Below are 24,336 nucleotides of genomic sequence, written 5' to 3' on the forward strand. Positions count from 1 at the left end.
GCACCGGCTCCGCGACCGCCGCCTCCGGCGCCACGACCACCCGCGCCCGCACCGGCACCGCGGCCGCCGCCCATGGCGCCGCCGCCCATCATGCCGCCGGTCCCGACACCGGCACCGGCACCGCCGCCGACACCGGCCCCGGCTCCACCGCCGATGCCACCGCCACCGCCGAGGCCGGGGCCGCCCCCAGGGCCTCCGCCGAGCCCACCGCCGCCACCGAGGCCGGCCAGGCCACCGGAGACGTCATCGGGGTCGTAGCCGCCGGCCGACTCCCACGGGTTCTCATCGTCAAGGCCGAGATTGCTTCCGGAGCTGTAATCGCCGAGGCCGGAACCGGTTCCGCCGGCGCCGGCACCGGACCCGAAACCGCCGGCTCCAGGTTCATAGTCGGAGAGGTTGGGCGAACCGCCCGGGGTGCTGTTAAAACCGCCCATGCCTCCGGTGGAGGGCATATTGGGTTTCGGGGCGCCGGTGACGCCCGGGGAGGGATCGACCTGCTCCCCGTCGGCGATGGGCGCCGGATTCTCCGCCTCATTGCCGAAATTGAGGCGGCCCGCGTCGGTCTTGGCGTTCTGCCGCCGGTTGACGATATCGTCGACCTGCGCCTGGGCCTCCTCGTTGTACTCCTGCATCGTCTCTTCGCTGGCCCCGGCGATGCGATCCTGCGACTTCCTGCGATAGATCGCGCGCGCCTCGTCGAGAGTCAGCTCACCTGGCTCGTAAGTTGGCATATCGTGTTACCTTCCCGGTCTCGTCAGGGGCCGTAGACCTGAGTGTTTTCGCTCCCGTCGGAGACGTAGCCGCCGTTCTGGACCAGATTCTGTGCGTTGGACTCGATCCATTCGCGCTCTTCCTGTGCAAAGGAGGCGCCTTCGGACACGAGCACTTCCGCGATCGCGTCGCCGCCTTCGAAGACTTCGCAGTCTCCCGAGTGCCACGGCGGCCGGACGTGCAGCTTGTAGTCGTCACAGCATCCCGACTCCTGGTTCACGAGGTTGAAACCGGCGGGTGGGAACGGCGTCTCTCCGGTTTCGAGTGCCTGGTGGGTCCGAAGGTTCGAAGCGGCCTCGTTGAGTTCCTCGTGAAGCTTGCTGATTTTCTCCCGAGTGCGGCCCAGATTCGTGAGAGTGGTGTTCATGTTGTCTTCGAGGCCATCGAAGTCATCCCCGACCCAGCTGTTCGCCAGTGTCGTAGTGGCGCTTCGAAGATCGTCCTCGATGAGCCTCAAGTGCGTGCCGCCCAACCGGTCCCACATATCGGCAATCGGTTGGATCGCGTGCTCGTCCGGCGGCCTGATCGCATCCATGACCATGTCGAAGGTCGCCTGAGTGGGCGTCACATAGGGGTTCGCGTCGTGCGGCAGTGTGAACGAGACGCCCGGGTCGGGGAGTCCGGACATGAGGGCCTCATAGGCCTCCTCCGCCTGAGTACGTCCAAGTGTGCAACCGTCCTTGCTGCACTGCCGCTGGGAGCCGCCATAGAAGTCGGCTTGGAAGTTCTCCAGACCATCATGCTGGTCGATGTCTTCTCCGGGCGTACCGCCGGTCATTGTCGGTCACTCCTCGAGCTTGCTGGAGATAGTTTCATTCAGATTGGGCAGGTAGTCCGACTCGAACCAGTCGGCGAGCTCAGGCGGGGTGAACTCGTAGACAGGGCTCTCAAAGGTCTCCATGCTCTTGAGCGAGAGCGCCTCTTCCACTCCCGGGTCGGGGTTGTACCCGATATCGATGTAGACGAAGTAAGAGTCCTTGAGATACATCGCCCTGGTCGTGTTACCCGTTCCGACGGACGCTAGGACAGCTCCCTCATCCCATTCTCCCGAGATCTCCCGATCGACAACCTGCTCCATTTCAGGTCGCTGGTGGAGCTGCTGGGCCACGTCGTCATAGGTGGTCTGGTAGGCGTCCGCCGCCTCTTCGGCACTGGCGTATGGAGCCAGCACCATGTAGACCCAGCCGCCGCGGTCGCTTCCATAGTGTTCAGCACCAGGATATTCAGGGAAATCGAAACTGAAGTTACACTTCAGTGCGCCGGGGAAGTTGCCTTCGTTCATTCCAATATGGTTGGGACCCTCGGAGTATTCGGCAATGTCCAGTTGCTCGGAGAGCGCGTCGGGATTGAACACTTCGCACACGTCGGTCCAGCCCTGGATCTGAGAGGTGGTGGAATCGACCTCGTTCTCGTTGGCCGCCGGACCCTCGGGGCCCTCGGAACCACCGGAACACGCCGATGCGAATAGGGCCAAGCCGACGATTCCGACTGCGGTCAGCTGTCGGCGATTGCCTATGATCTGCACGCTCACTGCCTTTCTGATAAGGGATCTCGGAACGGACGAGCCCTAGACGGGCTGATTCCCTCCGAGGCTGGTGTAGTCCGGAGGTTCGGAATCCCCCTCCGACGTTGAGTGGATTCCCTGGAGGTCGTAGACGTTGAGCTCGGCGACGTTCGCCTCTTCTGTCAGTTCGTGACCCTCGAGCGCCTGCTCGACGACGTCGATCATTCCCTTGAGCGTCGCCTTCAAGTTCTGAATGTCCATCCAGATGTTGTTGAAGTCCTGCTCGTATTCCCCGGCCTTCCCCGCTTCGTCGGTGAGACCGAAGGCGGGTGCGTAGCTGAGCACACCCTCCTTCATCAAGGGGATGATCTCGCCTTCGATGTATTCGAGTTCGGCTTCGAGCACCGCTTTGTAGTGGTTTGCCTCGTCCGGGTCAAACTCGCGCTGGGCCATCGGTGGCTCCTCCGGGGATGCGGGTTCGGGGTCTTCGTAGCGATTTCAGCTTCAGATTAGCAGGGCTCCGCAAACCGCACGTTCCCGAAGGATCCACCTCGGGGAGGGGCAGACTCGCTGGTCGTGCACTCAAACGATCGGAGTCGAGGGTGCCCATGGAGCGGTGCGGCGATGCCCGTTCACGACGTGAGGGCCCTCCCGCGATTTACTCCTGGAGCCTGTTGATGATGGTCTCGTTCAAGTTCGGCAGGTACTCCGACTCGAGCCAGTCGGCGATCTCGGGTGGGGTGAACTCGTAGACCGGGTTCTCGAAGGGCTCCCTGTTCTTGAACGCCAATGAGTTCGTTTCATCCTGACTGGGTTTCGTAGTCGTTGAGGACCTGGACGGCTTTGGCGATCTCGGTGGTTCGGTCCGGGGCGCAGCGGAGCAGGTCGAAGATTGACCATTTCTTGAGCTGCGCGAATGCCCGCTCGCCGGGCGCTCGGAGTCGGGCGTGGAGGCGGTTCGCCTCCTTCTGCCATTCGGGTTTGCCCTTGCCCCAGAACGGCGTGATGACCAAGCCGTCGTCGAGCCCGCGGTAGTCCTTGTCACCCAAGGCGAACAGGTCGGCCTCGCGCAGCAGGCGCGGGATCTGCCAGATTCTGGCGGCGGTGTCGTGGATCGAGCCGGGGATCGCGCCCGAGATCCACAGCAACTCGCCGCGCTCATCGGTCACCGCCTGTAGGTTCATGCCGTGGTGTCGGCGTTTGCCCGAGTAGAATGGTTGGTCGACCCGGTTGCGGCGGATGCGGATCAGGGTGCCGTCGAGGATGACGAAGGTCGCTCCGGCCCGCCGGACTTGGCGCAGGGCCGTTTGCAGCCCCGGGGCGCGGGCAGCGAGGAGGCCGATGGTCTCGCGGATGCGGCGACATGCGGTGGCGGCCGAGATGCCGAATCCGGCGGCGAGGTCGGCCAGCCGCTCGCCTTTGTGGAGGTGGGCGAGGGTAAGCAGGGCTTGCTGACCGGGGTCCAGGGTCCGCCATCGAGAGCCGATGTGCCGGCGGTGACCCCGGATGAGTCCGGCCACGCGAGTCAGGGTTGCGGTCGACAAGGGCAGCGCGGCGGGGTAGAAAAGCAAGGGAGCTCCTGGAATCTCGATTGGCAGATGTAGCATTCGCCGTTCTACCAGGAGCTTCTTCACTCCCTTAACCCGCTGGAGTGTTGAACCCGTCGCGTTCCAACCGATCGCGCCGGGCAGGCATCGTCGTTACTGAACGAGATTGAGAATCGCGTCCACGACCGGCGCATGGCGATCCGCCAGCGACGCGTCCCACGCGTTACGCAGGTGGAGCGTGACCATGCGGAAGGCCAAGGCGCGCACCAGCAGCTGATTCCACTCCTCGATGTTCCGCCCTGCCACCTGCAGCAGCTCCATCGAGGCGCCATGCCAGCACACGGCATCCACTGCGGCGATTGCGGCACCGAGACCGGCCGGTCGCCAATACACGGCCCAGTCGATGATCGTCGGCGGCTCCCCTTCGGCGAAGAGGACATTGCCGAGCAGGTCACCATGGATGAGCTGCGATGGCGACTCCACCGGTCGAAATGCTGCCGCAAGGCGTTCGAGCATCACATCAGCAGGCAGGGACTCCTCTTGCCAAGCGACGCGGTCAGCGCGAGCCCACGGGTCGTCGTCAGCGTCGATGAACGCCGGGCGAGATAGGGCCGAGATCGCGTGATGGAATGCGGTCCCTGCCCTGACGACGTCCAGGAGGCGTGACTCGTCCGCAGCGCCGGGCACCCACTGCAAGGCTTCCCAACCATCTACGACCCACTGGCCAGATACGGCTCTGATGGGACGCGGCGTCCGGAACTCCGCCGTGTGTACAAGACGTTCGAGCACACCTGCTCGCCAGTTTGCCCCGTCCCCACCCGCGGTCGGGCGCACCACCACCGGCCCAGCTCGCCATGTCAACCCCCGGCCGCCATCGAGCTTCTCAGGCCGCTGCCGAACGCGGCAAAGACCGCACCCGATGGCCTTCTCTGCGCTGTTACCCAAGCAGGTTATCGAGCCTCCGAGTCTCAGCATCCGCGCACCCATCGGGGCTACCTTCCTGTCCGCCACTGGGAGGCAGCACGATCGCCATCAAACGTAGTGCACAGCAAGCAAATTCACTCAAGTTGAAACGACCTCAATGCCTCCTGAACACCGGGGTCGGGGTTGTATCCGACATCGATGTACACGAAGTAGGAGTCCTTGAGGTACATCGCCCTGATGTTGTTCCCAGTGCCGACCGAGGCGAAGATCGAACAACGATCCCAGTCTCCGTATACAGCCCGGTCGACGACTTGCTCCTTTTCCTGACGTTCGCGGAGCTGCTGAGCAACGTCCTCGTAGGTGGCCTGGTATGCGTCGGCGGCCTCTTCGGCATCGCTGTACGGCGCCAGCACCATGTAGACCCAGCCGCCTCGATCCCCGGAATAGTGCTCGGCTTCGGGGTACTCGGGGAAGTCGAAGCTGAAGTTGCACTTCAGTGCGCCGGGGAAGTTGCCCTCCCACTGGCCAAGATGGTTCGGCCCTTCTTTGTAGCGGGCGATGTGCAGCTGGTCCGTGAGCGCGTCCGGATCGAACACCTCGCACACGTCGGTCCAACCCTGCATCAGCGAGGTGGTCGAATCGACCTGTTCCCCTTCACTCACCATGGAGTTGCCCGAACCGCCCGAACACGCCGAGGCGAACAACACCAAGCCGACGACTCCGATCGCGGTCCGCTTCCAGCGGTCGCCTGCAACCTGCACACTCACTGCCTTTCTGGTATCCGGCCGAGCGCTCAGCCGATCCACGCCTCCGCGGGCCACTCGCCTGGACACCGGCATCGGAACGAACGCACGGTGTATCGGCTTCCAGGAGGGATCAGCTCCGGCACTGCCGGTTTGAGGGTTACTTCCTGATTTCGGCAATCAGGTTAGCAACATGCTGCTTTCGGTGCGGTACTCAGGGATTTCGGGTGCCGGCATCGGGAAACTCAACGCGGTGCAAGGAACGCCGTGCGGTGGTTGAATACAGGTTCGGGCAATTCGGTCGAACAGCTGGCACTGAGGTGGGCATGTCGGGAATGGACGCGGGCCGCGGGTTCGGGGACGTCGGGGAGGTGGACCCGGAGCCTCGGGCGGCGTATCGGGATGCTCGAAGACGTTCATTCCGCGGCGATCATCCGGGCCTGGTTCGGTTCGACGGCGTCGCGGCGTTTCGCGGCGGCGACACCGCCGATGCCGAACCCGGTGCCGGGCTGGGAGTCCTGGACGTCTTCGTGTGCACGAACGCGTCCGCGAACGGGACCGGTGTGCTGCTCGTCGACGGGGACGTCGTCGGGGCCGGCGACGGACGGTATCAGGTCGAGTTGCAGCCCGGAGGACACCGGGTAGAAGTGCAGGGCGCCGATGCTTCGAGCGCGGAGTTCACGATCGATCCCGGCGAGCGGGCGCGGTTCACCAGCGCCCACGGGGTCGCCGTCAGGCACCAGCCGGGGTTCCACACCCGCTTGTACCAGGTCAGCGGCGCCTCGGACTTCCTGCCGACCGTGACCCGGGACGCGGCCCGGAGCGCGAGCCTCGGTTGCCTGGTCACCGTGGTCGGCCTCGTGACGGTGATCGTCGGTGCCGTCTGGGCGGCGCTCACCGGGAGCCAGACCGCGGAGATCATGGCCGCCACCGCGGTACTGCTGGCGGCGGTCGGGCTGATGACCGGGGTGGTCATGGGGGTGCGGACGGCGCAGCGGGTGCAACGGCGGGTGGAGGCTTCACGGATCGGAGTGGAGCGGCGCCGGACGAATGCGCTCGCGTTCGCTTCTCCTTATTACCTGCGGCGGTTGGACAGCGGATCGACCGGTGCGGCGCTGGTATTCGATCTGTTCCTCTATCGAGTGGAGCGACGCGACGACGGTTCGGTCGCCTACACCGGCGAGGACGAGGAGTTGCCGCTGGCCCATGCCGGTCCGGTGCGGCTGTGGATCGACGACGTCGAGGCGCCCTGCGACTGGTCGACCTGGTTCTATCCGCTAGACGAAGGCCGGCACTCGTTCCGGGTCCAATACGGCCCCGACCGCTTCGGGGAGACGGCGCACCACCGGTTCGCCTTGGTCGTACAGGGATTGAGCGTCGTGCACGTGCCGGTCCGGGTGTTCCGGATCGCCGCGGGCGGTACGGTCTCAAGCCTGCCGCCGCAGGTCTCCCACAGGATCACGCTGGTCGGCGCGTTCGACCGGCGTCACGACGACTGGCTTCCGTCGCGGATGTGGCCGGAGCATCCCGGCCCTCAGGCGTAGACGTCGCCCTCGGGCAGCCGGGACATCTGCGAGGCCACCCAGTCGTCGACCTTGCCGCCGTTCTCGATCGCCGTCTGGAGTCCGGCGATCATGCCGTGCAGCGTCCCCCGAAGGTACTGGAGGTTCCGCCACGTCGTGGCGTGGAACTGCGCGTACTGCTCGGCCGCGTTCTGGTACGCCCCCGGCGTCGAGCCGAATGCCGGGGCCTTCCTGAGGGTCCCGTCGCGCAGCGAGGGGATGATCTCGTTCTCCAGCTCGTCCAGCAGCTCGGCCAGGAATCCCTGGTAGCGCTCGAGAGCGGCCGGATCGAACGTGCGGGTGCGCTGCGTGACCATCTCGCGAATCTCCTCTAGGCGTAGGGGTCTTCGTCTTCGTTGACGAAGCCCCACATGTTCTCGTCCTCGACCAGGTCGACGTCGGGGTCCCGTTCCTGGTCGTCGGCCGGCATGCCGCGGCCGCCGGCGCCGGCGCCGCCCATCATCCCGGTCATGCCTCGGCCGCCCGAGCCGGCGGCCGCCGCCGCTCCTCCTGCCGCTCCACCGGCTGTCGCGCCGCCGGAGACGGAGCCGGTCGGTGCGGCCCCGGTCGTCGATCCAGCACCCGATGGCGCCGACGCGACCGAGCCGCTTGCGATGCCGCCAGGGCCTCCGGACGCCAGTCCGCCGCTCTCGCCACCGTCATCGCCTGAGTCCTTCCACGGCTCGTCCTCGCCGGGGACCCGGCCCGAGGGCGGTTCGAGCGACGGGTCCTGCGTCGATTCAGGCGACGCGGTACCGGCCGGCTGCTCCATCGTCGGCGGTTCGAGGTCCATGTGCGACTCGTCGGCCACCGCCGGGTACGGCTTGTCGCTCGAGGTCGTCCGCATCGACTGCTGCTCGGATTCGTTGTCGGCGCTGCGCTGGCCGATCTCCTCGTCGACGTGCTCGTGGCGGGCGTCGTATTCCCGCCGGTTCTGCTCGACCACGCTCCCGTAATGCTCGTTCGCGTCGGCCACGGCCAGCTCTTTGGCCTCGTCGACGGTGATGCCCTTGGGGTCGAGACCGTCTCGTTCGATGTTGACCGGGCTCTCGTAGTACTCGATGTAGTGCTCGACGCGTTCGTCGATGTAGTCGATGATCTCGGTGGCCAGCTCCGGGTCGGCTCCCGCCAGCGCGAGGACGTGCTCGGCGTCCTGGCAGGTGTAGGAGATGCAGTCGCCGTGCCACCACGCGGGGCGGATGTGGACCGACACCCAGCTGTGCCATTCGCCTTCGATCCAGAACTGCGGCGCCGGGTAGGGAATCTCGCCGGAGTCGCCGCCCTGCAGCGTGTAGATGGATTCTTCGGTGGACTGGAGTCCGGCGACGGTGGTGTCGATGTCGTCGAGGATGTCGTCGACCAGTTCACGGGTTTCGGCGCAGACCTGCTCGAAGGCCTCGAAGTCGGTGCCCGACCAGCCTTCGGACAGGTCGGTGAGGTTTGATTTGATCCGCTCGGACCAGTCGCCGAGCTTGTCGGCGACCTCGTCGTTCCAGCCGGTGCGCAGCCGTGCCAGGGAGTGCTCGTCGGCGTGTTCGGGCCGGACGGCGGCGACGGCGGCGCGGAAGTCCGCTTCGGTCGGGTACGACATGCCTTCGACGCGGGGCCGCAGTCGGTAGAGCTGGTCTTCGACCGGGACGGCGGACATGAGCCGCTGCCAGTCGAGTTCGGACGGGTGTTCGGTCAGGTTGCCGCAGTCGCCGTTGGAGCACGGCGGGCGGATCGGCACGGGGAGGGTGTCGATCGGGCCGTCCGGCTGCGTCTGGATTTGGTCGGGTTGGGTCTGCACGTCGCCGAAGGCCGGTGCCGGGGCGGAGGCGGTGGCGGGCTCGAGTCCCTGGTATTCGGCCGGCTGGAACTGGCTGTCACTCATCTACGGGTTCACCTCGGCGACGACGGAGGGCTTCGGCTCCAAGGTAGCAATGCGCGTCAAGGGGCGCCTCATTCGCCGAGTCGCTCCCACCAGCGTCCGGTCGCCGATCGCCGCAGTCCTCCTCGCACGTCGGCTCGCGGTGCGATTCGCGGCGGCGGCGCTTCGGCGGCCTCGAACCGTTCGATCCGGCAGCGCCATTCGTAGAGGCGGGCTTCGTCCGGGTTCTGTGCGGCGGTCACCTCGACGGCCAGGTCGATTCGGGTGGTGCGGCCTTCGGGCAGGTCGATCTCGACGGTCGCGGTCTCGGGCGGCGCTTGGCCGTGAACGACCGGCAGGAGCGCCCGGGGTGTGGTGACGCTGAGGCGGTGCCGGCCCGGCGGGACTTCGATCCACATGCGGGTCCAGGTGGCGGCCAGGAGCCGGCCGTCGAGTTCGATTTTCGGTGGCGGGACGGCGACGCGGTGGCGGATCGGCGTGATCTCTCCGATCGCGTCCAGGCGTCGGCGTCCTCGGCGGTCGAGCCGGAGCCCGGACACCTGGGCAGCCAGGTGGACCGATTCGAGGTCGGCTTTGACGAACCGGGCGTCGATGAGGACGGCCGCCGCGCCTGTGGACGGTTCGGGCGCGTCGCCGGCCGGGTCGAGCACGTGCGGCGCGAGGCGGCCTTCGGCTGCGATCGCGGCGGTGTCGAGCGGCGGCTCGGGCGGGCAGCGGTTGTAGCGCCGCCAGGTCCACAGGACTCGGACGCCCCAGACGGCCAGCGTCGTCAGCCACATTGCCGCGCACGCCAGGATCGCGGTGGCGGCGGGGGCTCCGAGGGACACGGCCGCCCAGGTGGCCGGGCCCGAGACGGCGGCGACGAGCAGCACGGCCATGAAGCTGCGGCGCTCGCGAGCTCCGGGTGGGAGGTACTGCCAGAATTCGAGCCTGCCTCGCGGGCCGAGCGTGTACCCGGTGTAGCCGGCGAGCGCGCCGCCGACCGGCCCGTTCGCGTACTGGCGGTGCCGGTCGCCGAGCATCCCGATGTAGTCGAGCTCGGCGGTCCGGCCCGGTTGGATGTCGACCGCGCGCCAGGCGCGGGAGTGCTGGCTCTGCACCTCGACCAGGTGCCGCCCGGCCGGGAGCGGGATGCGGATGCGTCCCCATCCGGCCGCGACGGCCCTGCCGTCGACGAGGACGACCGGCACGAGGCTGGATCTGAGGTCGCCGCCGGTGGCGAGCGGGTCGCCGGCGCGGCGGCGCCGGTCGAGGGCCTCCATCGATTCGGCGAGGGTCTTGGAGGCGGGCCCGCGGCAGTGTCCGACGCGCAGGTCCAGGCTGCCGTCGCCGGCCGGTGCAGGGCCGATCCCGGTGATGCGCCAGGGCTTCCACGGGGCCTTGAATCTGGGGCTGCTGCCGTGGATCAACGCCGCCTCGCTCGGTCGGAGCTGCTCGCTGTCATGGGCTCTCACCTCGGCGACCACGGTAGCAACCCGCGCTCGTTCCGGGGGCGCGCGGCCGTTTACGCTGGGGCGGACCCTTGAGGAGGCGCGATGTCGGCGATGCGCGGATTCGACCCGGAGACCACTCCGCAGGCGTTCTTCTGGGTCGCCGTCGCCTTCTACCTGCTGTTCCTGCTGGTGACCGTGCTGGCGTTGCAGAGCAATCTGCGTGAGGCGCTCTCCCCGCGCCGCCGCTGCCGCACGGCCGAATGCGCGGCGACGCACCGGCGTCCCGGTCGGCGTGGTCGAACCGGGCTCGGACGTTCGCGGGGTCGACCATCTGGCGGTGCGCCGCTCGGCGTCGCTGGGCGCGATCGGTTTCGCAGCTGGAGCGGGCGTGGCGCTGGTGCTGTGGCTGCCGGTCCAGTCGGCCACGGACTCGTGGGCCTGGCCTTACTCGTTCGTCGCCCACCTGTGGTGGACGCTGCCGCTGTCGCTCGGCGCGGCCGGGGTCTGGACGGTCATGTTCCGCGCCCGCTACCAGCCGGTCACTCGGTCCAGTTGATCTCGTCGCCGGTCGGGTCGCGCATCACGTCGGGCACGTTCTCGTCGCCGTCGTAGAAGTTGCTCGCCAGCGAATCGACGACGCCGAAGCCGCCTTGGGTCTGGACGCCGTGGCGGAACGCCGTCCCGCCGGTGACCGCGGCGTGCCTGCCTCCGGGGGTCATGGTGAGCGAGCGTTCGGCGAAGGTGCCGAGGCCGAGCAGCATGTTGGTCAGGCCCGATCCGGCGATGTCCATCGGGGAGACCGGGTTGCCGTGGGCCTTCTGGAACACGAAGGTGATGCCCGACAGGCCGGCGGTCAGTGCCGCGCAGCCGGCGGAGATCGACCTGATGGTGGCCTCGAAGGCTTTCACGGTAGAGCAGAAGGCGGTGGCGACCGTGACGCAGCTGGTGCGGATCGCCTCGGCGCCCACGGAGGTGACGACCCCGGCGTAGGCGGCGACGTAGGCCGCGAGGAACACGCCCATGGTGACCGTGCAGGCGAACAGGAACACCCAGTAGATCGTGAGGGCGACCGCCAGCGCGATCAGCTGCGCGCCGATGAGGAACGCGGTGACGGCCAGTTCGCCGAGCTGCTGCTGGATGTTGTCGGAGGCGTCCTTGAACGCCTCGGCGTCCTCGCCTTTCCAGTTGTCGTCGCCTACCCGGTCGGTCTGGCCGCCGAGGGACTCCATGGCCTCGAAGTTCTTCTCGGCGAGTTTGATCCAGGCACCGGCGGACTTGATCATGTCGCCGGGGTTGCACTGGTTCATGTAGATGCTGGTGGCCAGTGACTGGACCGACAGCCCGAAGGTGAGGGCCGGCGGCGCGATCGCGACGGCGCAGCTTTTGATGACGCCTTCGTAGTACCCGGACATGGCCTCGCCGGCCTGGTATATCTCGTCTCCTGTGGACATCGGCTCACCCTTCGCTGCCGAATGCGGTGGCGACCGCGTCGTCGCAGGCTTCGTAGTCGGCCGCGCAGTCTTCGAGGGCGCCGTGCATCTCGCGGAAGCATTCGGCCGCCCCGGCCATCGACTCGGTCACGGTGGAGACGGCCGCCGTGTAGGCGGCGGCCATCGGCAGCGTGACGGAGGTATAGAGGCTCCGGTCTACCGCCCGCAGTTCGGGCAGGATGGCGGTGGCCTCCTCGAGGATGGGGACGACCTCGTTCTCGATGTCGGCGCCCAGCCGGGAGACGAACTCGGTGTCGCAGAGGGTCTCGCCCACTATTTTCCTGCCTTTCGTCGGAGCGATTCGGTTTCGCGGACGACGTCGTCCATCATGCGGCTGCCGAGGCGACCGGCCCGCTCGCCTTCGGCCGGGGCCTGTTCCATGGTCTCGACGGTCTCGTCGGGCAGTTCCCGCTCGAGGTGTTCGCGGGACTGCTCGTGGAGGTCGGCGCGCGCCTGGGCCAGCAGCGAGGTCAGGGTCTCGCCGAGGCCTTCGACGCCGCGGTTGCGGGCGGTCGGCCCGATGTGGACGGAGGCGATGACCCGCTCGGAGGTGGTGGTGACGGCGAGGTCGCCTTCGTCGGTGGCGGCGGTGGCCTCGACGACCGGTTCGGGTTCGGGTTTCGGCGCGGCGCTCTTGCGCATGTTGTCCAGGGTGGCGCCGAGCGCGGCCGCGAGGCTGGCGTCCTGCTCGGACGATCTGATCGGCGGGGTCGCCGGCTCTTCGATGCCGAGGCGGCTGCGCATCATGGCGCTGAACGCCTCGAAACCGCCGGTGGCCAGGGCCTGCTGCACGTCGGCGACGGCCTTGGCACCGGACTCGAGGGCGTCGCGTCCTTCGTCCGCCGGATTCGGCAGACGAGCGCCGGTCTCGACGATCAGGTGGGCGAGCGCCGCGGGCGGCTGCCGGAACCCGGTCGCGGACACTTCGACGGCGACCTCGCCGTCCGCGGCCACGCGGATCGTCACGTGCCCGTCGAGGTCCGTCAGCGTCTGATCTGCGGAGCGGTCCACTCAAAGTCTCCCTAGGTCTGCAGTCGGTCCCACGATAGCCGGGGCTCGCCCCGTCGACGGAGCGTGCGCGACTGCAATAGCCTGGCGCTACGCCGACCTGACGACCAGGGGGACGCCTTGCTGGAATACTTGGAACGCCGCCTGCGGTACCTGGGTCTGCGGCTGCGGAGGGCCCACCGGTTCGCGCCGCACGCGCATTCGCCGTTCCCGGTCGTCGCCGGCCGTATCGACCCACCGGCGGGCTGCGGAGTGATCCGCTTCCGCTCCAGACTGATCGGCCGAGCGGCCGAGCCGGCCGAGCCCGAGACCGCGCCGGGCGAGCCGCTGCCGCCGAAAGGCCGGGAGCATGCGCTGCGCCAGAGCGCCGACCACCTCCCGGTGGTGCTCGTCGACGGCGTTCCGGCCGCGACCGGGCTGGGGTGCGGGCGGATCGTGGTGCCGGCCGGGCGGCACCTGGTGCAGGTGCAGGCTATGGCGTCGGGCCGGTACTGGCCGGTCGAGGTCCCCGACGGCGGGACGGTGCGGTTGTCCTCGGTGGTGGCCGAGCCGCGGTACAGCGGCTTCCTCCCTCAGCGTATGGACCGGTTCTACCGGTGTTTCGCGTTGGGGCCGCGCGCGTTCGTGAAGCCGTATCAAAGCCTGGTCGCTCCGACGGCGCTCGCGGTGGCGTTGTTCGCGGTCGTGTTCCTGGCGACCGGGCCGGCATCGGCGGCCGGACCGATGGCCGCGGTCGCCGTATGGGGTGCTTTGGCGGTCTGGCCGACGGCGCGGTCGTGGTGGCATCGGTTGCGGGGCGTGCCGGTGGCACGGTACGAGCCGGTGCCGGTCGACGGCGCGGTCTCGTGGCGGATCGTCGACCCCGGCGACGAGACCCCGGCCGACGCGGGAGGCCGGGCGGTCCTGCGGATCCATCCGGTGTTCCTGCACGACGCCGGCGGCGACTTCCGGCCCGTCGTCGTCGAGCGGACACGGCCGCCGACGGTGCCGGTCGCGGCCGCGCCGATCCCCGGCCGGCCGGAGCGTCCGGACGCCACCGTGACCGAAGTGCTCGGAGAGGAGTTGGAGGGCATCGGCCGGTGGACGCGATCGGAGTGGCGGGCGCTGCGCCGCCAGATGGGTTGGGACGCCGACTACCGGGAGCGCCTCGAGCAGGCCAGAGCGGCCGAGTCCGGACGCGCGGCGGTGCTCCCGTGGATCGATCCGCCGCGGGTGACGATCGGCGACCGCGAACTGCCGGCGATCTGGGGGCTGAATGAGTACCGGCTGGAGCCGGGCACATATCTGGTTGAGGTCGCGGTACCGGGGCCGCCGCAGCGGCTCGACAAAGGAACGAAGGTCGATTTGCCCGGCAAGGCTAGACTCCTGTACGAGTGCAAACTGGAGCCCGGCGCGGTGACGACGATCGAAGCCTACGCCCGCATCACGACGGTCATGGGCGGCGACGGCCTGGCACTGCGCGAGTACTCCGGCCGCATCTGGACCACCTCGAAACCCCTGGAGCAGTGAGACCGATGAGCTGGATAGACGTCGACGCCGACAAACTCGAAACCGCCGCATCGACCATCCGCGGCACCGCCGCCGAGGTCGAGCACCTCGCCGAGTACGCCCGGGAGGCCGACCCCGACTGGTGGATGTGGGGCCTGGGCGGCATCCCGTTCGCGGCCCTCTACTTCGGGGTCGCCGAGATGGCCGTCCACCCCGCGTTGGAGGACGCGGCCGCGTCCATCGAAGGCCTGGCCGACCGCTTGGACGACTGCGCGCGCGATCACCGCGACAACGACGATGAGATCGCCGCCGAGCTCGAGAAGATCGGCCAGGACATCGACGAGGGAGCGCTCTGATGTCCGGCAACGACTCGGAACTCAGCTGGGACGACGACGCACCCTCGCAGAAACCGACGTTCGGAGAGGACGGCGCCTGGGGCGGGGACTGGAAGAACTTCTACGACGCCTTCGCCGGATCCGGTTCGCGCAAGGCGAGCTTCGACGAGCAGACCAGCGCCCTGCACCAGGCCGGCTCGACCCTCATCCCCGACGACGGCAACACCTCCTACCAGAACACGCACCAGGGATTCGGGATGTACGGCAACATGCCGGTGCATCTGCGATACGACGGCGACACCGTCGGCTCCGACGCGCGAGTGAGCGGCACGAACCCCGACGGCAGCATCGCCTACAACGGACGCTCCCACAGCAACGTCTCGGGCATGAACATGCTGCACAGCGCCGCCGCTCCTGTCAATCTCGGCGTCAACACCTTCAACAACGCCCGCAAGATCGAGAGCCTGACCGACTGGGACGGCTGGACCGGCCTGGTCACCGGACTGGCCGGCGACGTCGCCGCCGTCGGCGGCATGGTCAGCGAGTACAACGCGTTCGTCGAGCACATCACCGACCCGAAGTTCGATCCGGTGCAGTGGCTCGCCGGCACCCTCATCGACTTCCTCATCCAGGCGTTCCAGCCGCTGGAGGACCTGGTAGGGCTCGTGTCGGGCAACGAGACGCGGATGAAGGACTCGGCGAAGATGTGGAACACGGTCGCCGCCGGGGCGCCCGAGGTCGGCGAGTACATACAGCAGACCGGCGCCGAGGCCCTCGCCGACTGGGTCGGGCACGACGGCGACAGCGCCCGTGCCCGCGTCGAGGAGCTCGGCAACTCGGTGCGGGGCCTGGGCATCCTCGCCGAGGGCATGGAGGCGATCCTGCTGCAGATGGCCGACGTCGCCAAGCTGCTCCGCCAGGACATCGTGGACCTGATCGCCAAGGGCGTGTCGTGGATGCTCACCCGGCTGCTGCCGCAGGCCGCGGCCGCGGTCGCGACGTTCGGCGCCTGGGCCGCGAGCATGGTCGCCCAAGGCGTCGCCAAGGTCGCCCAGCTGGTCCTCAAGGCGCTGAACTCGGTCAGAAAAGTGCTCGGCATCTCCATGGACGCCGCGACGGTCGTCCAGAAGATCGCCGAGGGCATCGCCTACATCAGGCCCGTGCTCGACTTTTTGAAGAACAACAAGAACGCCATCAACCTCGGCGCGGGAGTCGCCGAGCAGTTCACGAGGTGAGCCCTGAATTTCCGGTGGTTGCGCGCGCTCGGCTCACAGGCCGCCGCGCCGTATGAGCTGACCCGGCATCCGCTCGGGCGGGCGCAGGTGTTCGCCCACGAGCTGTACTCGATCTTCGTGCGCAGCACCGTCGGGCAGCGCGGCGCACCGGCCCCCGACCAGGGCGCCCTGATCCTCGAGTCGGGCCTGCTGGGCCGCATCGACGAATCGGCGCCAGCGCGGCCGTTCACACCGGTCGTCCTCGTCGACGGCGAACCGGTCGCCACCGGGTTCGGCCGCGCCGACATCGATCTGGCGCCCGGCCGCCACCTGCTGCAAGTCCAGTCCGGGGCCTCGGGCGCCGTCGCGTTGATCGAGGTGCGGCCGGGGAGGTTCACCCGCTGGTCGTCGTTCGTGCCGCAGCGGATCCAGACCGGTGCCGGCGCGAGTGCGTTCCTGCGGCGGTTCCTGCTGGTGCCCAAGCGGACGGTCCCGCTCATGCCCGGGCGCAGGACGACGGCGATCGCCTCGGGGATCGGCGCGGCGGCCGGTTTCATCATCTCCACGATGCTGCTGACCTCGCTCGGCGCGCAGAGCAAGTGGTGGATCCTGCCGGCCTTCGCCGCCTCCGGGTTCGCGGCGTGGGTCTGCTACTGGATCGCCAGAGCGGCCGAGTCGGCATGGGTCGCCTCGGCCGAACGGGCGCTGCTGCGCAGGCGCCGGCCGGCATGGCGGCACCCGGAGCAGGAGATCCGAGGCGGCACATGGCGGCCGATCGACCCGCCCGGCGCGGCGGCCGAGGCGGACGAGAGCCCGGTGCTGCGCGTCGCGCTCGCCTACGTCCAGACGCCGCACCGGATCGTCCACGAGCCCGGGACCGTGCTCGACGAGCGGGCGGTGCGGACCGCCGAGCGCCGGCGGCACCGGTTCGGCGAGGACTATCCGCCGCCGCTGCGGCCCTGGATCCAGGCGCCGGTCGTCCACGTCGACGGGAATCCGGTCCCGGCGGTGTGGGGCCTCAACGAGTACCGGCTCGCTCCCGGCGAGCACCGGGTGGCAGTGGCGGTCCCGCCTCCGCCGGAAGTGCTGGTCGGCGAGGACACCGTCGTCGAACTCGGCCCGGATGCGAAGCAGGTTCACGACGTCGTCGTCCGCGCCGGCGCTTCGGCCTCAGTGGAGGCGATGGCCGAGATCGAGATGACGCCGGGATTCGAAGGCTGGGAGCTGGAGCGCTATTCGGGCGCGATCCGCGACGAATCGGCCTCGGCCAGCTGATCCGAATCCTCTTCGGCATTGCCGTTCTCCAGTGGCCAGACCGTGGCCTCGACCGAACCGACCAGCTCCAGCGGGCCGACCAGCGCGGCGGTGCGGGCGACGGTGAAGTCGGACAGCGCCAGTAGGCCGATGCCGCCGCGGCTCTGGGCCACGGCCGCATAGAACGCCCCGGTGCCGCGGTCCTGGAAGACCCAGCCGGGGCGGGTGTCGGTGGGAATGGTCGGCACCCCGGTGCGCTGGCGGCTCAGGTTCCCGGTCGCGGCCGTGTCCGGCGCGAACGGCGGGACCGGCTGCCTCGGTTCGGGCGCATGGATCGCGCCATTGGCGTCGACGGGCACCTCGGTGCGGTCGGGGACCTGGTAGCGGGTCGGGTCGCCGGAGACGGGGATCGGGGGCATCGTGGTCGGCCGGTCGGCCTCGGTGATGAGCGCCCGCACTTCGACGCGCCCGGCGAAGTGGTTGACCGCCGCGACCCCGATGGCCAGGGCCAGCAGGTCGACGCCGACGGCGAGCAGGACCCTCACGTTCGGGTCGAGGCCGGTGCCGATGCGCACCAAGGAGAACAGCCCGGCGGCCAGAGCGAAGACGACGAGACCGAGCATCGCTCCGGCCAGCGCCACCGGGCGGGGCACGCGCGGGCGGGGCGCGGAGGGCCACTTCTCGGCGGCGCGCACGCCGCCGAGGGCCGCCGCCGAGAGCGCGGACAGCACCAGTCCGGCGACGGCGAAGGCGATCGCCGCGGCGGTGAGCCGTCCGGCGATGTCGTCGAGGTTGTCCATGGTGGTTGCTCCGTGCCTAGGCGTGACAGACGATGCGGGTTCGGCGGCGGCATCGGCCGTCACACAGCGTCAGCATCGCCTAGTCATTGGCATTGGTTTTCGAGTTCTATTGTGCAGTTCTTCGTCGGTATCGAGCGTAGGACACCGAGCACCCCAAGTTTAGTGTCGGATTGCCGACACAGGGTGACCAGGCGAAAGACGCTCGGACCGTGCCCGTCCGAACAGGCGGTGACCGAAGCGTAGGCCCGCTCACCGACTACCCACCACCCAGTCACCGCGAGCCACGGCGGCGAGCCGGGCGCGGTCGCACCGTGAGAACCGCTACGCCGACGCGGTCACCTCGGGTCGAGACCGGTTGCCACCATTCGTAATGAAGCATCCTCACAACGTGTTCGTTCGGTGTCAGATACACGACAGGGAAGGAATCGCATGCCGGACAGCCGCCACGGCCCCACTGTGATGCGCTTGCAACCGAGGCCGGGTCCAACACCTCGCGCACACTGAGCGCCACCGCGCATCGCGGTGACGACAGTGCGTGTTGTCCTGCGTCCGGCATATGATGAACACAGACCCCACGACGGGTTGGGAGACCAGATAAATGAGTGAAAGCTGCGTAACCTGAGGTCCGTGTGACCCTTGTGACGAGATGGGATTGACGATGATCAGAGAGACCCTTTGGACGGTGGCGGCACAGGTCCAAGCTCAGGATGCCGAGATCAACACGCAGGGCATCATCAGCTTCTTCCTCAGCCGCATCGCACCGATCCTGCTGGCCATCCTCGGCCTGATCTTCATCGCCCGCGCCAACAAGGGCGAGGTCAGCCGCGTGCTCACCTCATCGACCATCGCCATCCTCGGTATCGCTTTCATCGCCGGAGCGGTCGTCCTGGTCGCCGTCGGCGGCGGCCTCGTCGACGTCCTCTTCAGCGAAGGCGAATAGCCCCCTCGCCCGCTACCGAGCCAGCCCGGATGGAGGACGCCCATGCGCTTGCGCACTGACGACGACATCTACCGCGCCCGGCTGCTCTACCTCGGCCCGCCCGGATACACCCTCCCCATCCACCTCCCCTACGCCCAGTACGGGGTCTTCGCCGCGCTGCTGGCGCTGTTCATGTTCATCCACTGGCTCTTCACCCGCGAAGTCGAACTCTTCCCGTCGATCGAGATCTCCCTCGCCCTCGTCGCCACCTCGCTGATCTTCCGCTACGTCGACGCCGACCGCCCCGCGACCACCGTGGTCCGCACCCTGCTCACCGACTGGAAGCACACCAGAGACGCCGGGGTCGAGAAACGCGTCCACTCGTTCTCGACCCGATCGATCAGACTGCGTCCCACGCTCGTGGAGACCGTCCGACAAGAGGAGCGCCTATGAGCGGCGAGGATCGCCGACAGCCCGTCGCCAAGTTCTCCGCCCCCCGGCCTCCCGCGCCGGTACGCGACCGCCAGCGCTCGGGAGACCTCGACGACGACGCGACCGCTCTGGCCGACGCCGTCTTCAGGGCGGAGCCCGCCAAGGAGCACCGCCAGGCGAAGCCGGCCGACGAGCCGAGGCGCGCCGAGAACCCGACCGGGCAGCCGACACCTCCCGGCCACCCGGCGGCCACCCCGGCGCCTCAAGCGCGACACGCGTCTCCACCTGCGCCGACAACGCCGCCGTCCACAGGTTCTCCACAGGGTTATCCACAGGAACGGCCAAGTTATCCACAGGGCCGTCCACAGCAGTTCCCACAGGCTCCCACCAGCGGGAATCCACAGGGTCATCCACAGCGCGCCCAGAGTTATCCACAGAGCCCGCCGAGTTATCCACAGGCCGGTGACCAGCGGCGCGGGAGTGTTTCCACAGGTCAATCCCGAGCGCCCAAATCGGGCCATCAGGACGGCCGTCGCGCGCCGTCCCAGGACCTCGTGCCCATCAAGCAGACCCGCAGCGAAGCCGTCGTCACGGCCGCCGAGACCAAACCCACGCGAGTCCCCAAACCGGTCAAACGCGAGAAGGAACGCCAGCCGCTGCGCGACCTGGCGCTGACCGAGATCGCCGGACACGCCACCTTCACGCCGACCACGGTCACCGCCTGGTACGCCCTCCCCGGCGTCCGCTGGTCCTTCCGCCCCGACCTCGAGCGAGAAGCCCTCATCACCGCGATCGCCGAGCAGTTCGCCGGCCTCGCCGGGATGCGACTGCACCTGCGGCGCACCACCAAGCCCTTCCCCGCCGACCAGTGGGCCCGCACCGTCGACCGCAACACCGCCCACCCGCTGCGCACCGTCCCCGGCGGCACCAGCTGGTCGGAGCACCTGGTCGCCGCCCAACGGCACCTGCACTCGCTCTCCCACGCCGAAGGCGAGACCTTCCTGGGCATCTCCTTCGCGCGCCGCTCCATGTTCGACAACCTCGGCGAGAAGGTCGGGCGCATGTTCGGCCGCGGCACCAAGCTCTCCGAACGCGAACGGATCGAACGGCGCAGCCTCCAGTTCGACGAAGTCCTCGGCTCCTTCGGCGTCCGCGCCCGCCGCGCGACCACTTCCGAACTCGAATGGCTCGTCTTCCGGTCGGTCGCCCTCGGCATGGAACCGCCGCGCCTGCTCTCCGGCTCCAACGCCGCATGGGAGGCCGGCGACGTCCTGGCCCTCTCGGAATCGATCGAGCGGTACCGCAGCCCCTACGGCTCCACCGTCAAACTCGTCAACCGGCTCACCGGCGAAGAGAAGCACACCGCCGTGCTCACCGTCGGACGCATGGAAGAACTCGAGATCCCCCAGCGCCACGAGCCATGGCTGCACTTCCACGAACGCTGCCCCTGGCCCCTCGAGCTCTCCAGCCGCGTCGACATCCTCGGCCCCGGCGAAGCGTTCAGAGACCTCGACCACCGACTGCGGCTCATCCGCAGCCAGCAGCACGACTACGACGAGCACGCCCTCGACGCACCGCCCGAACTGCAGCGGCTCGCCGAGCGGGCGCTGAACGTCGGCGACGAGATGACCACCGGCCTCCCGATCGACGCCGCGCGCGCCCACGGCTGGCACCGGATCGCGGTCACCGCCGACACCAAAGACGAATGCCTCGAACGCGCCCGCGTGCTCATGCAGATGTACCAGCGCGAACTGCGGATCAGCCTCCAACACCCCAAGAACCAGGACTGGCTGGCCCGCGAGTTCATCCCCGGCGAACCGATCGCGCAGACCGGGTACGTGCGCCGGATGCCGGTCAAACTCTTCGCCGCCGCACTCCCGCAGGCCGCCTCCACCGTCGGCGACCGGCGAGGCGACCTCATCGGCAGAACCGCCGGCACCTGCCGCCGCCCCGTGTTCCTCGACCTCCACTTCGCCACCGAAGTGCGCGAACGCTCCGGCCTGAGCGTCTTCGTCGCCGAACCCGGCGGCGGCAAGTCGACCCTCATGGGCGCCCTCGGCTACCTCGCCGCCAGGCGCGGCGTCCAAGTCACCCTCCTCGACCCGTCCGGGCCGCTCGCGAAACTCTGCGAGATGCCCGAACTCAAGCCGTACTCGCGAGTGCTCAACCTGACCGGCTCCGAATACGGCACCCTCGCGCCGTACGCGCTCATCCCCTCGCCCAAACGCGAACACTACGAAGACACGCCCGACGGCCAGCGCGAATACGACATCGCCGTCTCCAACGCCCGCTCCGAACGACGCATGCTCGTGCAGGACATCTGCGCGATGCTCCTGCCACCGCAAGTCCAGCGCGAAGCCGCGACCGCACGACTGCTGCGCCACGCAGCGCGCCACGTCCCCGCCGAAGAGGACGCCGCCCTCGAAGACATCGTCGAAAGCCTCCAAGACGCCGAAGACCACGTCTCCGGCGACGGCGCCGAACTGGCCGCACTGCTGCTCGACACCGCCGAGATGCCGCTGGCGAAACTGTTCTTCGGCAACGCCGACAAAGGCGTCCTCGAAGACGACACCGCCCTGACCGTCATCACCATGTCCGGGCTGCGCCTGCCCGACCTGGGCATCGAACGCGAATACTGGAGCGCCGAAGAGGCACTGGCCCTGCCGATGCTCCACACCGCCCACCGCCTCGCCGTCCGCCGCGCCTACGGCGGCGACATGAACCGCCGCAAGCTCGTCGGCCTTGACGAAGCCCACTTCATGGAAGGCTGGAAATCCGGCCGCAGCTTCCTCGTCCGGCTCGCCCGCGACTCCCGCAAATGGAACCTCGCGGCCCTCGTCGCCAGCCAGAACCCCAAGGACATCCTCGGGCTCGACGTCCAGAACCTGGTCAGCACCGTCTTCGTCGGCCGCATCGCCGAAGACGCCGACGTCGCCTCCGAAGCGCTCAAACTGCTCCGCGTACCCACGGACGTGGGCTACGAGCAGGTACTCGCCTCACTGAGCGAAGTCGACGCCACCGAGACCAAACGGCTCCCATACCGCGAATTCGTGATGCGCGACGTCGACGGCCGCGTACAACGCATCCGCGCCGACTTCGGCTGGGTGCGAGGCCTGCTCGACTACCTGAACACCACGCCCGGGGAGGTCAAGTAGTGGCCCACCCCTCCAGCCGCAACTCCCATAACCTAGGCCGACTGGCCCGGCTCCTGCTCGTCCTGACCGCCACCGCAGGGGCGCTCGTCCTCACCCCGAGCGCCGCCGGCGCCCAGGACAGCAGCGGCTGCTCGGACTGGGAATGGCACAACGAGTGGGAAAGATGCCTCCAGAACGTCGCCGACTCCCCCGAAGTCGAATGCTCCGAGGCCCCGACCCCGTCGAGCCCCGACTCCGGCATGGCCGGCTGGTTCGCCGAACCGAGCCTCCCCGACAAAGGCGAAGGCATCGGCCAGTATTCACGGTACGGCTACGCCGGCTACCAGCTGCCGATGTACGCCTCCAAGGAACTGAGCGTCGGCGGCCAATGCATCGACTCCCTGAGCCTTCCCGACGGCGCGGACACGGCGAACGCGCTCGCCAACATGGAGTTCAACACCTCCACGGCCGTCATCGGGGCATCGAACTCGATGCGCCAGGCCGCATGGGACCCGCAGCGCCTGTGGGGCTGGTCGAACGAGTTCATGCAGACCGGCAGCGAAGCGGTCTACAGCCAGGTGTTCACCGTCTTCGGGGCGGTAACGGTCGGCGTCGTGGGTATCTACCTGCTGTGGCGCAGCCGCCAGGCCGACATGAACAACGCCGTCACCACGGCGGCATGGGCGGTGCTGATACTCGTGCTGGTGACGGCCGTGGCGCGCTGGCCCGTGCAGGCCGCGAACTGGGCCGACCACGGGATGGCGGCCGGGCTGAACCTGAGCCAGGGCCTGATCCAAGACGAGGCCGCCGAGGGCTGCATCAGCATGCCGGGCCTCAGCGACGCCGAGTACGAGGAAGCGAGGCGCGCCAACCCGGACGCGGAGTGCATCGACACGCGCAGCGCGGCGGTGAAGGCCTCGGACATGTCGACCGGCGACGTGCTCTACCAGAACTGGCTCAGGGCGATGCTCGGCCAGGGCGAGGACGTCGAGTACCGGACCCAAGGCGGCGAAATCGCCGACGACGAGGACGGCAACCCCGACGTCCAACAGTCGAACACGGCCTACAAGTACGGGCCGGCTCTGTATGCAGCTCAGGCTATGTCCTGGACCGAGGACTATGAATCTGAGGACGCCGGTCGACGCGCAGACCTTATCGAAGAAAAGCAGGAGAATTGGCGGAAACTCGCCACCCTGATCCAGCAAGAAGACCCCGAAGCGTACGAGCACTTGACTGGAGGCCGCGCTTGGGAGCGGACCGGCTCCGGCCTGCTTGCTCTCCTGACGGCACTGTTCTTCTCTCTGTTCGATCTCACTGCCTCGGTCCTCATCATCTTGGGATTCATGATCGTCCGGTTCGCTGTGATCGCGCTTCCGATCATCGGCACGATCGCGATCCTTCGCCCGGCGGGCGGTCCATTCAAGCGCCTGGTCAATATCGTGCTGGCTGCGGTGATCAACGTGATCGTCTTTGCGGTGGCTGCCGTGATCTATCTCTTCGCAGCTGATCGCATCCTCGGCGCCAATCTGCCGAGCTGGATGCAGGTAATGCTCATCGGTCTGGTCGGGGTGGCCGCCTGGCTGCTGCTGCGACCGTTCCGCAGGCTTTCTAGCTTCCAGGGAGCCGGAGGTCCGACCGACGCTCTCTTCGGCCGCACCATCGACAAAGAACGGCGTAAAGAAACCGAGATCGAGCGGCGCCGAGAGACCATCCGGCAGGGCGAAACTCGGCCAGAATCGCGTTCTGATGCCCTGCCGGGCAGATCCTCTGAACGCTCCGAGACCCAGAGCGCACCGCCAGACCAGCGAACCTCAAGCTTCAGCTCCTCGACCAGATCGACCGCCTCCACTTCTGGTGGGAGTAGTGGCGCTCAGGGGGGCGTCTACACCCCGCCGAGGAGGGGTTAGC

Annotated in this window: 25 protein-coding genes; 10 read left to right on the top strand and 15 right to left on the bottom strand. The window is 68.3% G+C overall.

From position 1 onward, the window contains the following. The 8 genes from ACYVL2_RS01830 to ACYVL2_RS01865 all read right to left on the bottom strand — a co-directional run. On the bottom strand, positions 1–731 hold a 731-nt coding region (locus ACYVL2_RS01830), incomplete at its 3' end, for a hypothetical protein (RefSeq protein ID WP_460539604.1). Positions 732–754: 23 nt separating this feature from the next. Beyond that, positions 755–1,549, bottom strand: a complete 795-nt coding sequence (locus tag ACYVL2_RS01835) for a hypothetical protein (RefSeq protein ID WP_460539606.1) — start codon at positions 1,547–1,549, stop codon at positions 755–757. Between the two features lie 6 nt (positions 1,550–1,555). Then, positions 1,556–2,302 carry a hypothetical protein gene (locus ACYVL2_RS01840; RefSeq protein ID WP_460539608.1) on the bottom strand — a complete coding sequence of 249 codons (747 nt, stop codon included), beginning with the start codon at positions 2,300–2,302 and terminating at the stop codon, positions 1,556–1,558. Positions 2,303–2,338: 36 nt separating this feature from the next. After that, the gene (locus ACYVL2_RS01845; protein ID WP_460539610.1) at positions 2,339–2,728 is read right to left on the bottom strand and encodes a hypothetical protein; all 390 of its coding nucleotides are present in this window, start codon (positions 2,726–2,728) and stop codon (positions 2,339–2,341) included. Between the two features lie 205 nt (positions 2,729–2,933). Then, positions 2,934–3,065, bottom strand: coding sequence for a hypothetical protein (locus ACYVL2_RS01850; protein WP_460539612.1), 132 nt, complete (start codon positions 3,063–3,065; stop codon positions 2,934–2,936). A 10-nt stretch (positions 3,066–3,075) separates the two neighbouring features. Beyond that, complete coding sequence (locus ACYVL2_RS01855) at positions 3,076–3,846, bottom strand: transposase family protein (RefSeq protein ID WP_460539614.1); 771 nt, start codon at positions 3,844–3,846, stop codon at positions 3,076–3,078. Between the two features lie 129 nt (positions 3,847–3,975). Then, positions 3,976–4,809 carry a phosphotransferase gene (locus tag ACYVL2_RS01860; RefSeq protein WP_460539616.1) on the bottom strand — a complete coding sequence of 278 codons (834 nt, stop codon included), beginning with the start codon at positions 4,807–4,809 and terminating at the stop codon, positions 3,976–3,978. Positions 4,810–4,880: 71 nt separating this feature from the next. Then, positions 4,881–5,552, bottom strand: coding sequence for a hypothetical protein (locus ACYVL2_RS01865; RefSeq protein ID WP_460539618.1), 672 nt, complete (start codon positions 5,550–5,552; stop codon positions 4,881–4,883). Between the two features lie 272 nt (positions 5,553–5,824). Between ACYVL2_RS01865 and ACYVL2_RS01870 the strand changes: the two genes are divergently transcribed. Beyond that, positions 5,825–7,033, top strand: coding sequence for a hypothetical protein (locus ACYVL2_RS01870; RefSeq protein WP_460539619.1), 1,209 nt, complete (start codon positions 5,825–5,827; stop codon positions 7,031–7,033). Here the strand turns inward: ACYVL2_RS01870 and ACYVL2_RS01875 are convergent. The 3 genes from ACYVL2_RS01875 to ACYVL2_RS01885 all read right to left on the bottom strand — a co-directional run bounded on the left by ACYVL2_RS01875 (position 7,024) and on the right by ACYVL2_RS01885 (position 10,375). Further along, positions 7,024–7,368, bottom strand: a complete 345-nt coding sequence (locus ACYVL2_RS01875) for a hypothetical protein (RefSeq protein WP_460539621.1) — start codon at positions 7,366–7,368, stop codon at positions 7,024–7,026. The genes ACYVL2_RS01870 and ACYVL2_RS01875 overlap by 10 nt on opposite strands. A 14-nt stretch (positions 7,369–7,382) precedes the next feature. Further along, positions 7,383–8,924, bottom strand: a complete 1,542-nt coding sequence (locus ACYVL2_RS01880; RefSeq protein ID WP_460539623.1) for a hypothetical protein — start codon at positions 8,922–8,924, stop codon at positions 7,383–7,385. Between the two features lie 68 nt (positions 8,925–8,992). Further along, positions 8,993–10,375: a hypothetical protein gene (locus ACYVL2_RS01885; RefSeq protein WP_460539625.1), complete on the bottom strand. Its 1,383-nt coding sequence runs from the start codon at positions 10,373–10,375 to the stop codon at positions 8,993–8,995. 199 nt (positions 10,376–10,574) lie between these two features. On the opposite strand from ACYVL2_RS01885, the gene ACYVL2_RS01890 reads away from it, so the two are divergent. Further along, the gene (locus ACYVL2_RS01890; protein ID WP_460539626.1) at positions 10,575–10,910 is read left to right on the top strand and encodes a hypothetical protein; all 336 of its coding nucleotides are present in this window, start codon (positions 10,575–10,577) and stop codon (positions 10,908–10,910) included. Here ACYVL2_RS01890 and ACYVL2_RS01895 read toward each other — a convergent pair. The 3 genes from ACYVL2_RS01895 to ACYVL2_RS01905 are packed head-to-tail and all read right to left on the bottom strand — an operon-like array spanning position 10,894 to position 12,855. Continuing rightward, complete coding sequence (locus ACYVL2_RS01895; RefSeq protein ID WP_460539628.1) at positions 10,894–11,805, bottom strand: hypothetical protein; 912 nt, start codon at positions 11,803–11,805, stop codon at positions 10,894–10,896. The genes ACYVL2_RS01890 and ACYVL2_RS01895 overlap by 17 nt on opposite strands. 4 nt (positions 11,806–11,809) lie before the next feature. Beyond that, positions 11,810–12,118: a hypothetical protein gene (locus ACYVL2_RS01900; protein ID WP_460539630.1), complete on the bottom strand. Its 309-nt coding sequence runs from the start codon at positions 12,116–12,118 to the stop codon at positions 11,810–11,812. Further along, positions 12,118–12,855, bottom strand: a complete 738-nt coding sequence (locus ACYVL2_RS01905) for a hypothetical protein (protein WP_460539632.1) — start codon at positions 12,853–12,855, stop codon at positions 12,118–12,120. The genes ACYVL2_RS01900 and ACYVL2_RS01905 overlap by 1 nt, the downstream gene beginning before the upstream one ends. A 117-nt stretch (positions 12,856–12,972) precedes the next feature. On the opposite strand from ACYVL2_RS01905, the gene ACYVL2_RS01910 reads away from it, so the two are divergent. The 4 genes from ACYVL2_RS01910 to ACYVL2_RS01925 are packed head-to-tail and all read left to right on the top strand — an operon-like array spanning position 12,973 to position 17,164. Then, entirely contained in the window at positions 12,973–14,361 is a 1,389-nt protein-coding gene (locus ACYVL2_RS01910; protein ID WP_460539633.1) for a hypothetical protein, read from the top strand. Between the two features lie 5 nt (positions 14,362–14,366). Continuing rightward, the gene (locus ACYVL2_RS01915) at positions 14,367–14,696 is read left to right on the top strand and encodes a type VII secretion target (protein ID WP_460539635.1); all 330 of its coding nucleotides are present in this window, start codon (positions 14,367–14,369) and stop codon (positions 14,694–14,696) included. Further along, positions 14,696–15,910, top strand: a complete 1,215-nt coding sequence (locus tag ACYVL2_RS01920) for a hypothetical protein (protein ID WP_460539637.1) — start codon at positions 14,696–14,698, stop codon at positions 15,908–15,910. The genes ACYVL2_RS01915 and ACYVL2_RS01920 overlap by 1 nt, the downstream gene beginning before the upstream one ends. An 18-nt stretch (positions 15,911–15,928) precedes the next feature. Continuing rightward, complete coding sequence (locus ACYVL2_RS01925; RefSeq protein ID WP_460539639.1) at positions 15,929–17,164, top strand: hypothetical protein; 1,236 nt, start codon at positions 15,929–15,931, stop codon at positions 17,162–17,164. Here the strand turns inward: ACYVL2_RS01925 and ACYVL2_RS01930 are convergent. Further along, positions 17,122–17,943 (bottom strand): hypothetical protein, encoded by an 822-nt coding sequence (locus ACYVL2_RS01930; protein ID WP_460539641.1) that lies wholly within the window; start codon positions 17,941–17,943, stop codon positions 17,122–17,124. The two genes, ACYVL2_RS01925 and ACYVL2_RS01930, sit on opposite strands and share 43 nt — an antisense overlap. A gap of 658 nt (positions 17,944–18,601) precedes the next feature. On the opposite strand from ACYVL2_RS01930, the gene ACYVL2_RS01935 reads away from it, so the two are divergent. The 4 genes from ACYVL2_RS01935 to ACYVL2_RS01950 all read left to right on the top strand — a co-directional run bounded on the left by ACYVL2_RS01935 (position 18,602) and on the right by ACYVL2_RS01950 (position 24,335). Beyond that, entirely contained in the window at positions 18,602–18,883 is a 282-nt protein-coding gene (locus tag ACYVL2_RS01935) for a hypothetical protein (RefSeq protein ID WP_051393149.1), read from the top strand. Between the two features lie 42 nt (positions 18,884–18,925). Further along, positions 18,926–19,315 (top strand): hypothetical protein, encoded by a 390-nt coding sequence (locus ACYVL2_RS01940; protein WP_460539643.1) that lies wholly within the window; start codon positions 18,926–18,928, stop codon positions 19,313–19,315. After that, on the top strand, positions 19,312–22,449 hold the full coding sequence (locus tag ACYVL2_RS01945) for an ATP-binding protein (RefSeq protein WP_460539645.1): 3,138 nt from the start codon (positions 19,312–19,314) through the stop codon (positions 22,447–22,449). The genes ACYVL2_RS01940 and ACYVL2_RS01945 overlap by 4 nt, the downstream gene beginning before the upstream one ends. Before the next feature lie 239 nt (positions 22,450–22,688). Beyond that, complete coding sequence (locus tag ACYVL2_RS01950; RefSeq protein WP_460539647.1) at positions 22,689–24,335, top strand: MFS transporter; 1,647 nt, start codon at positions 22,689–22,691, stop codon at positions 24,333–24,335. Position 24,336 lies beyond the last annotated feature (1 nt).

This window comes from Glycomyces halotolerans (assembly GCF_054779575.1).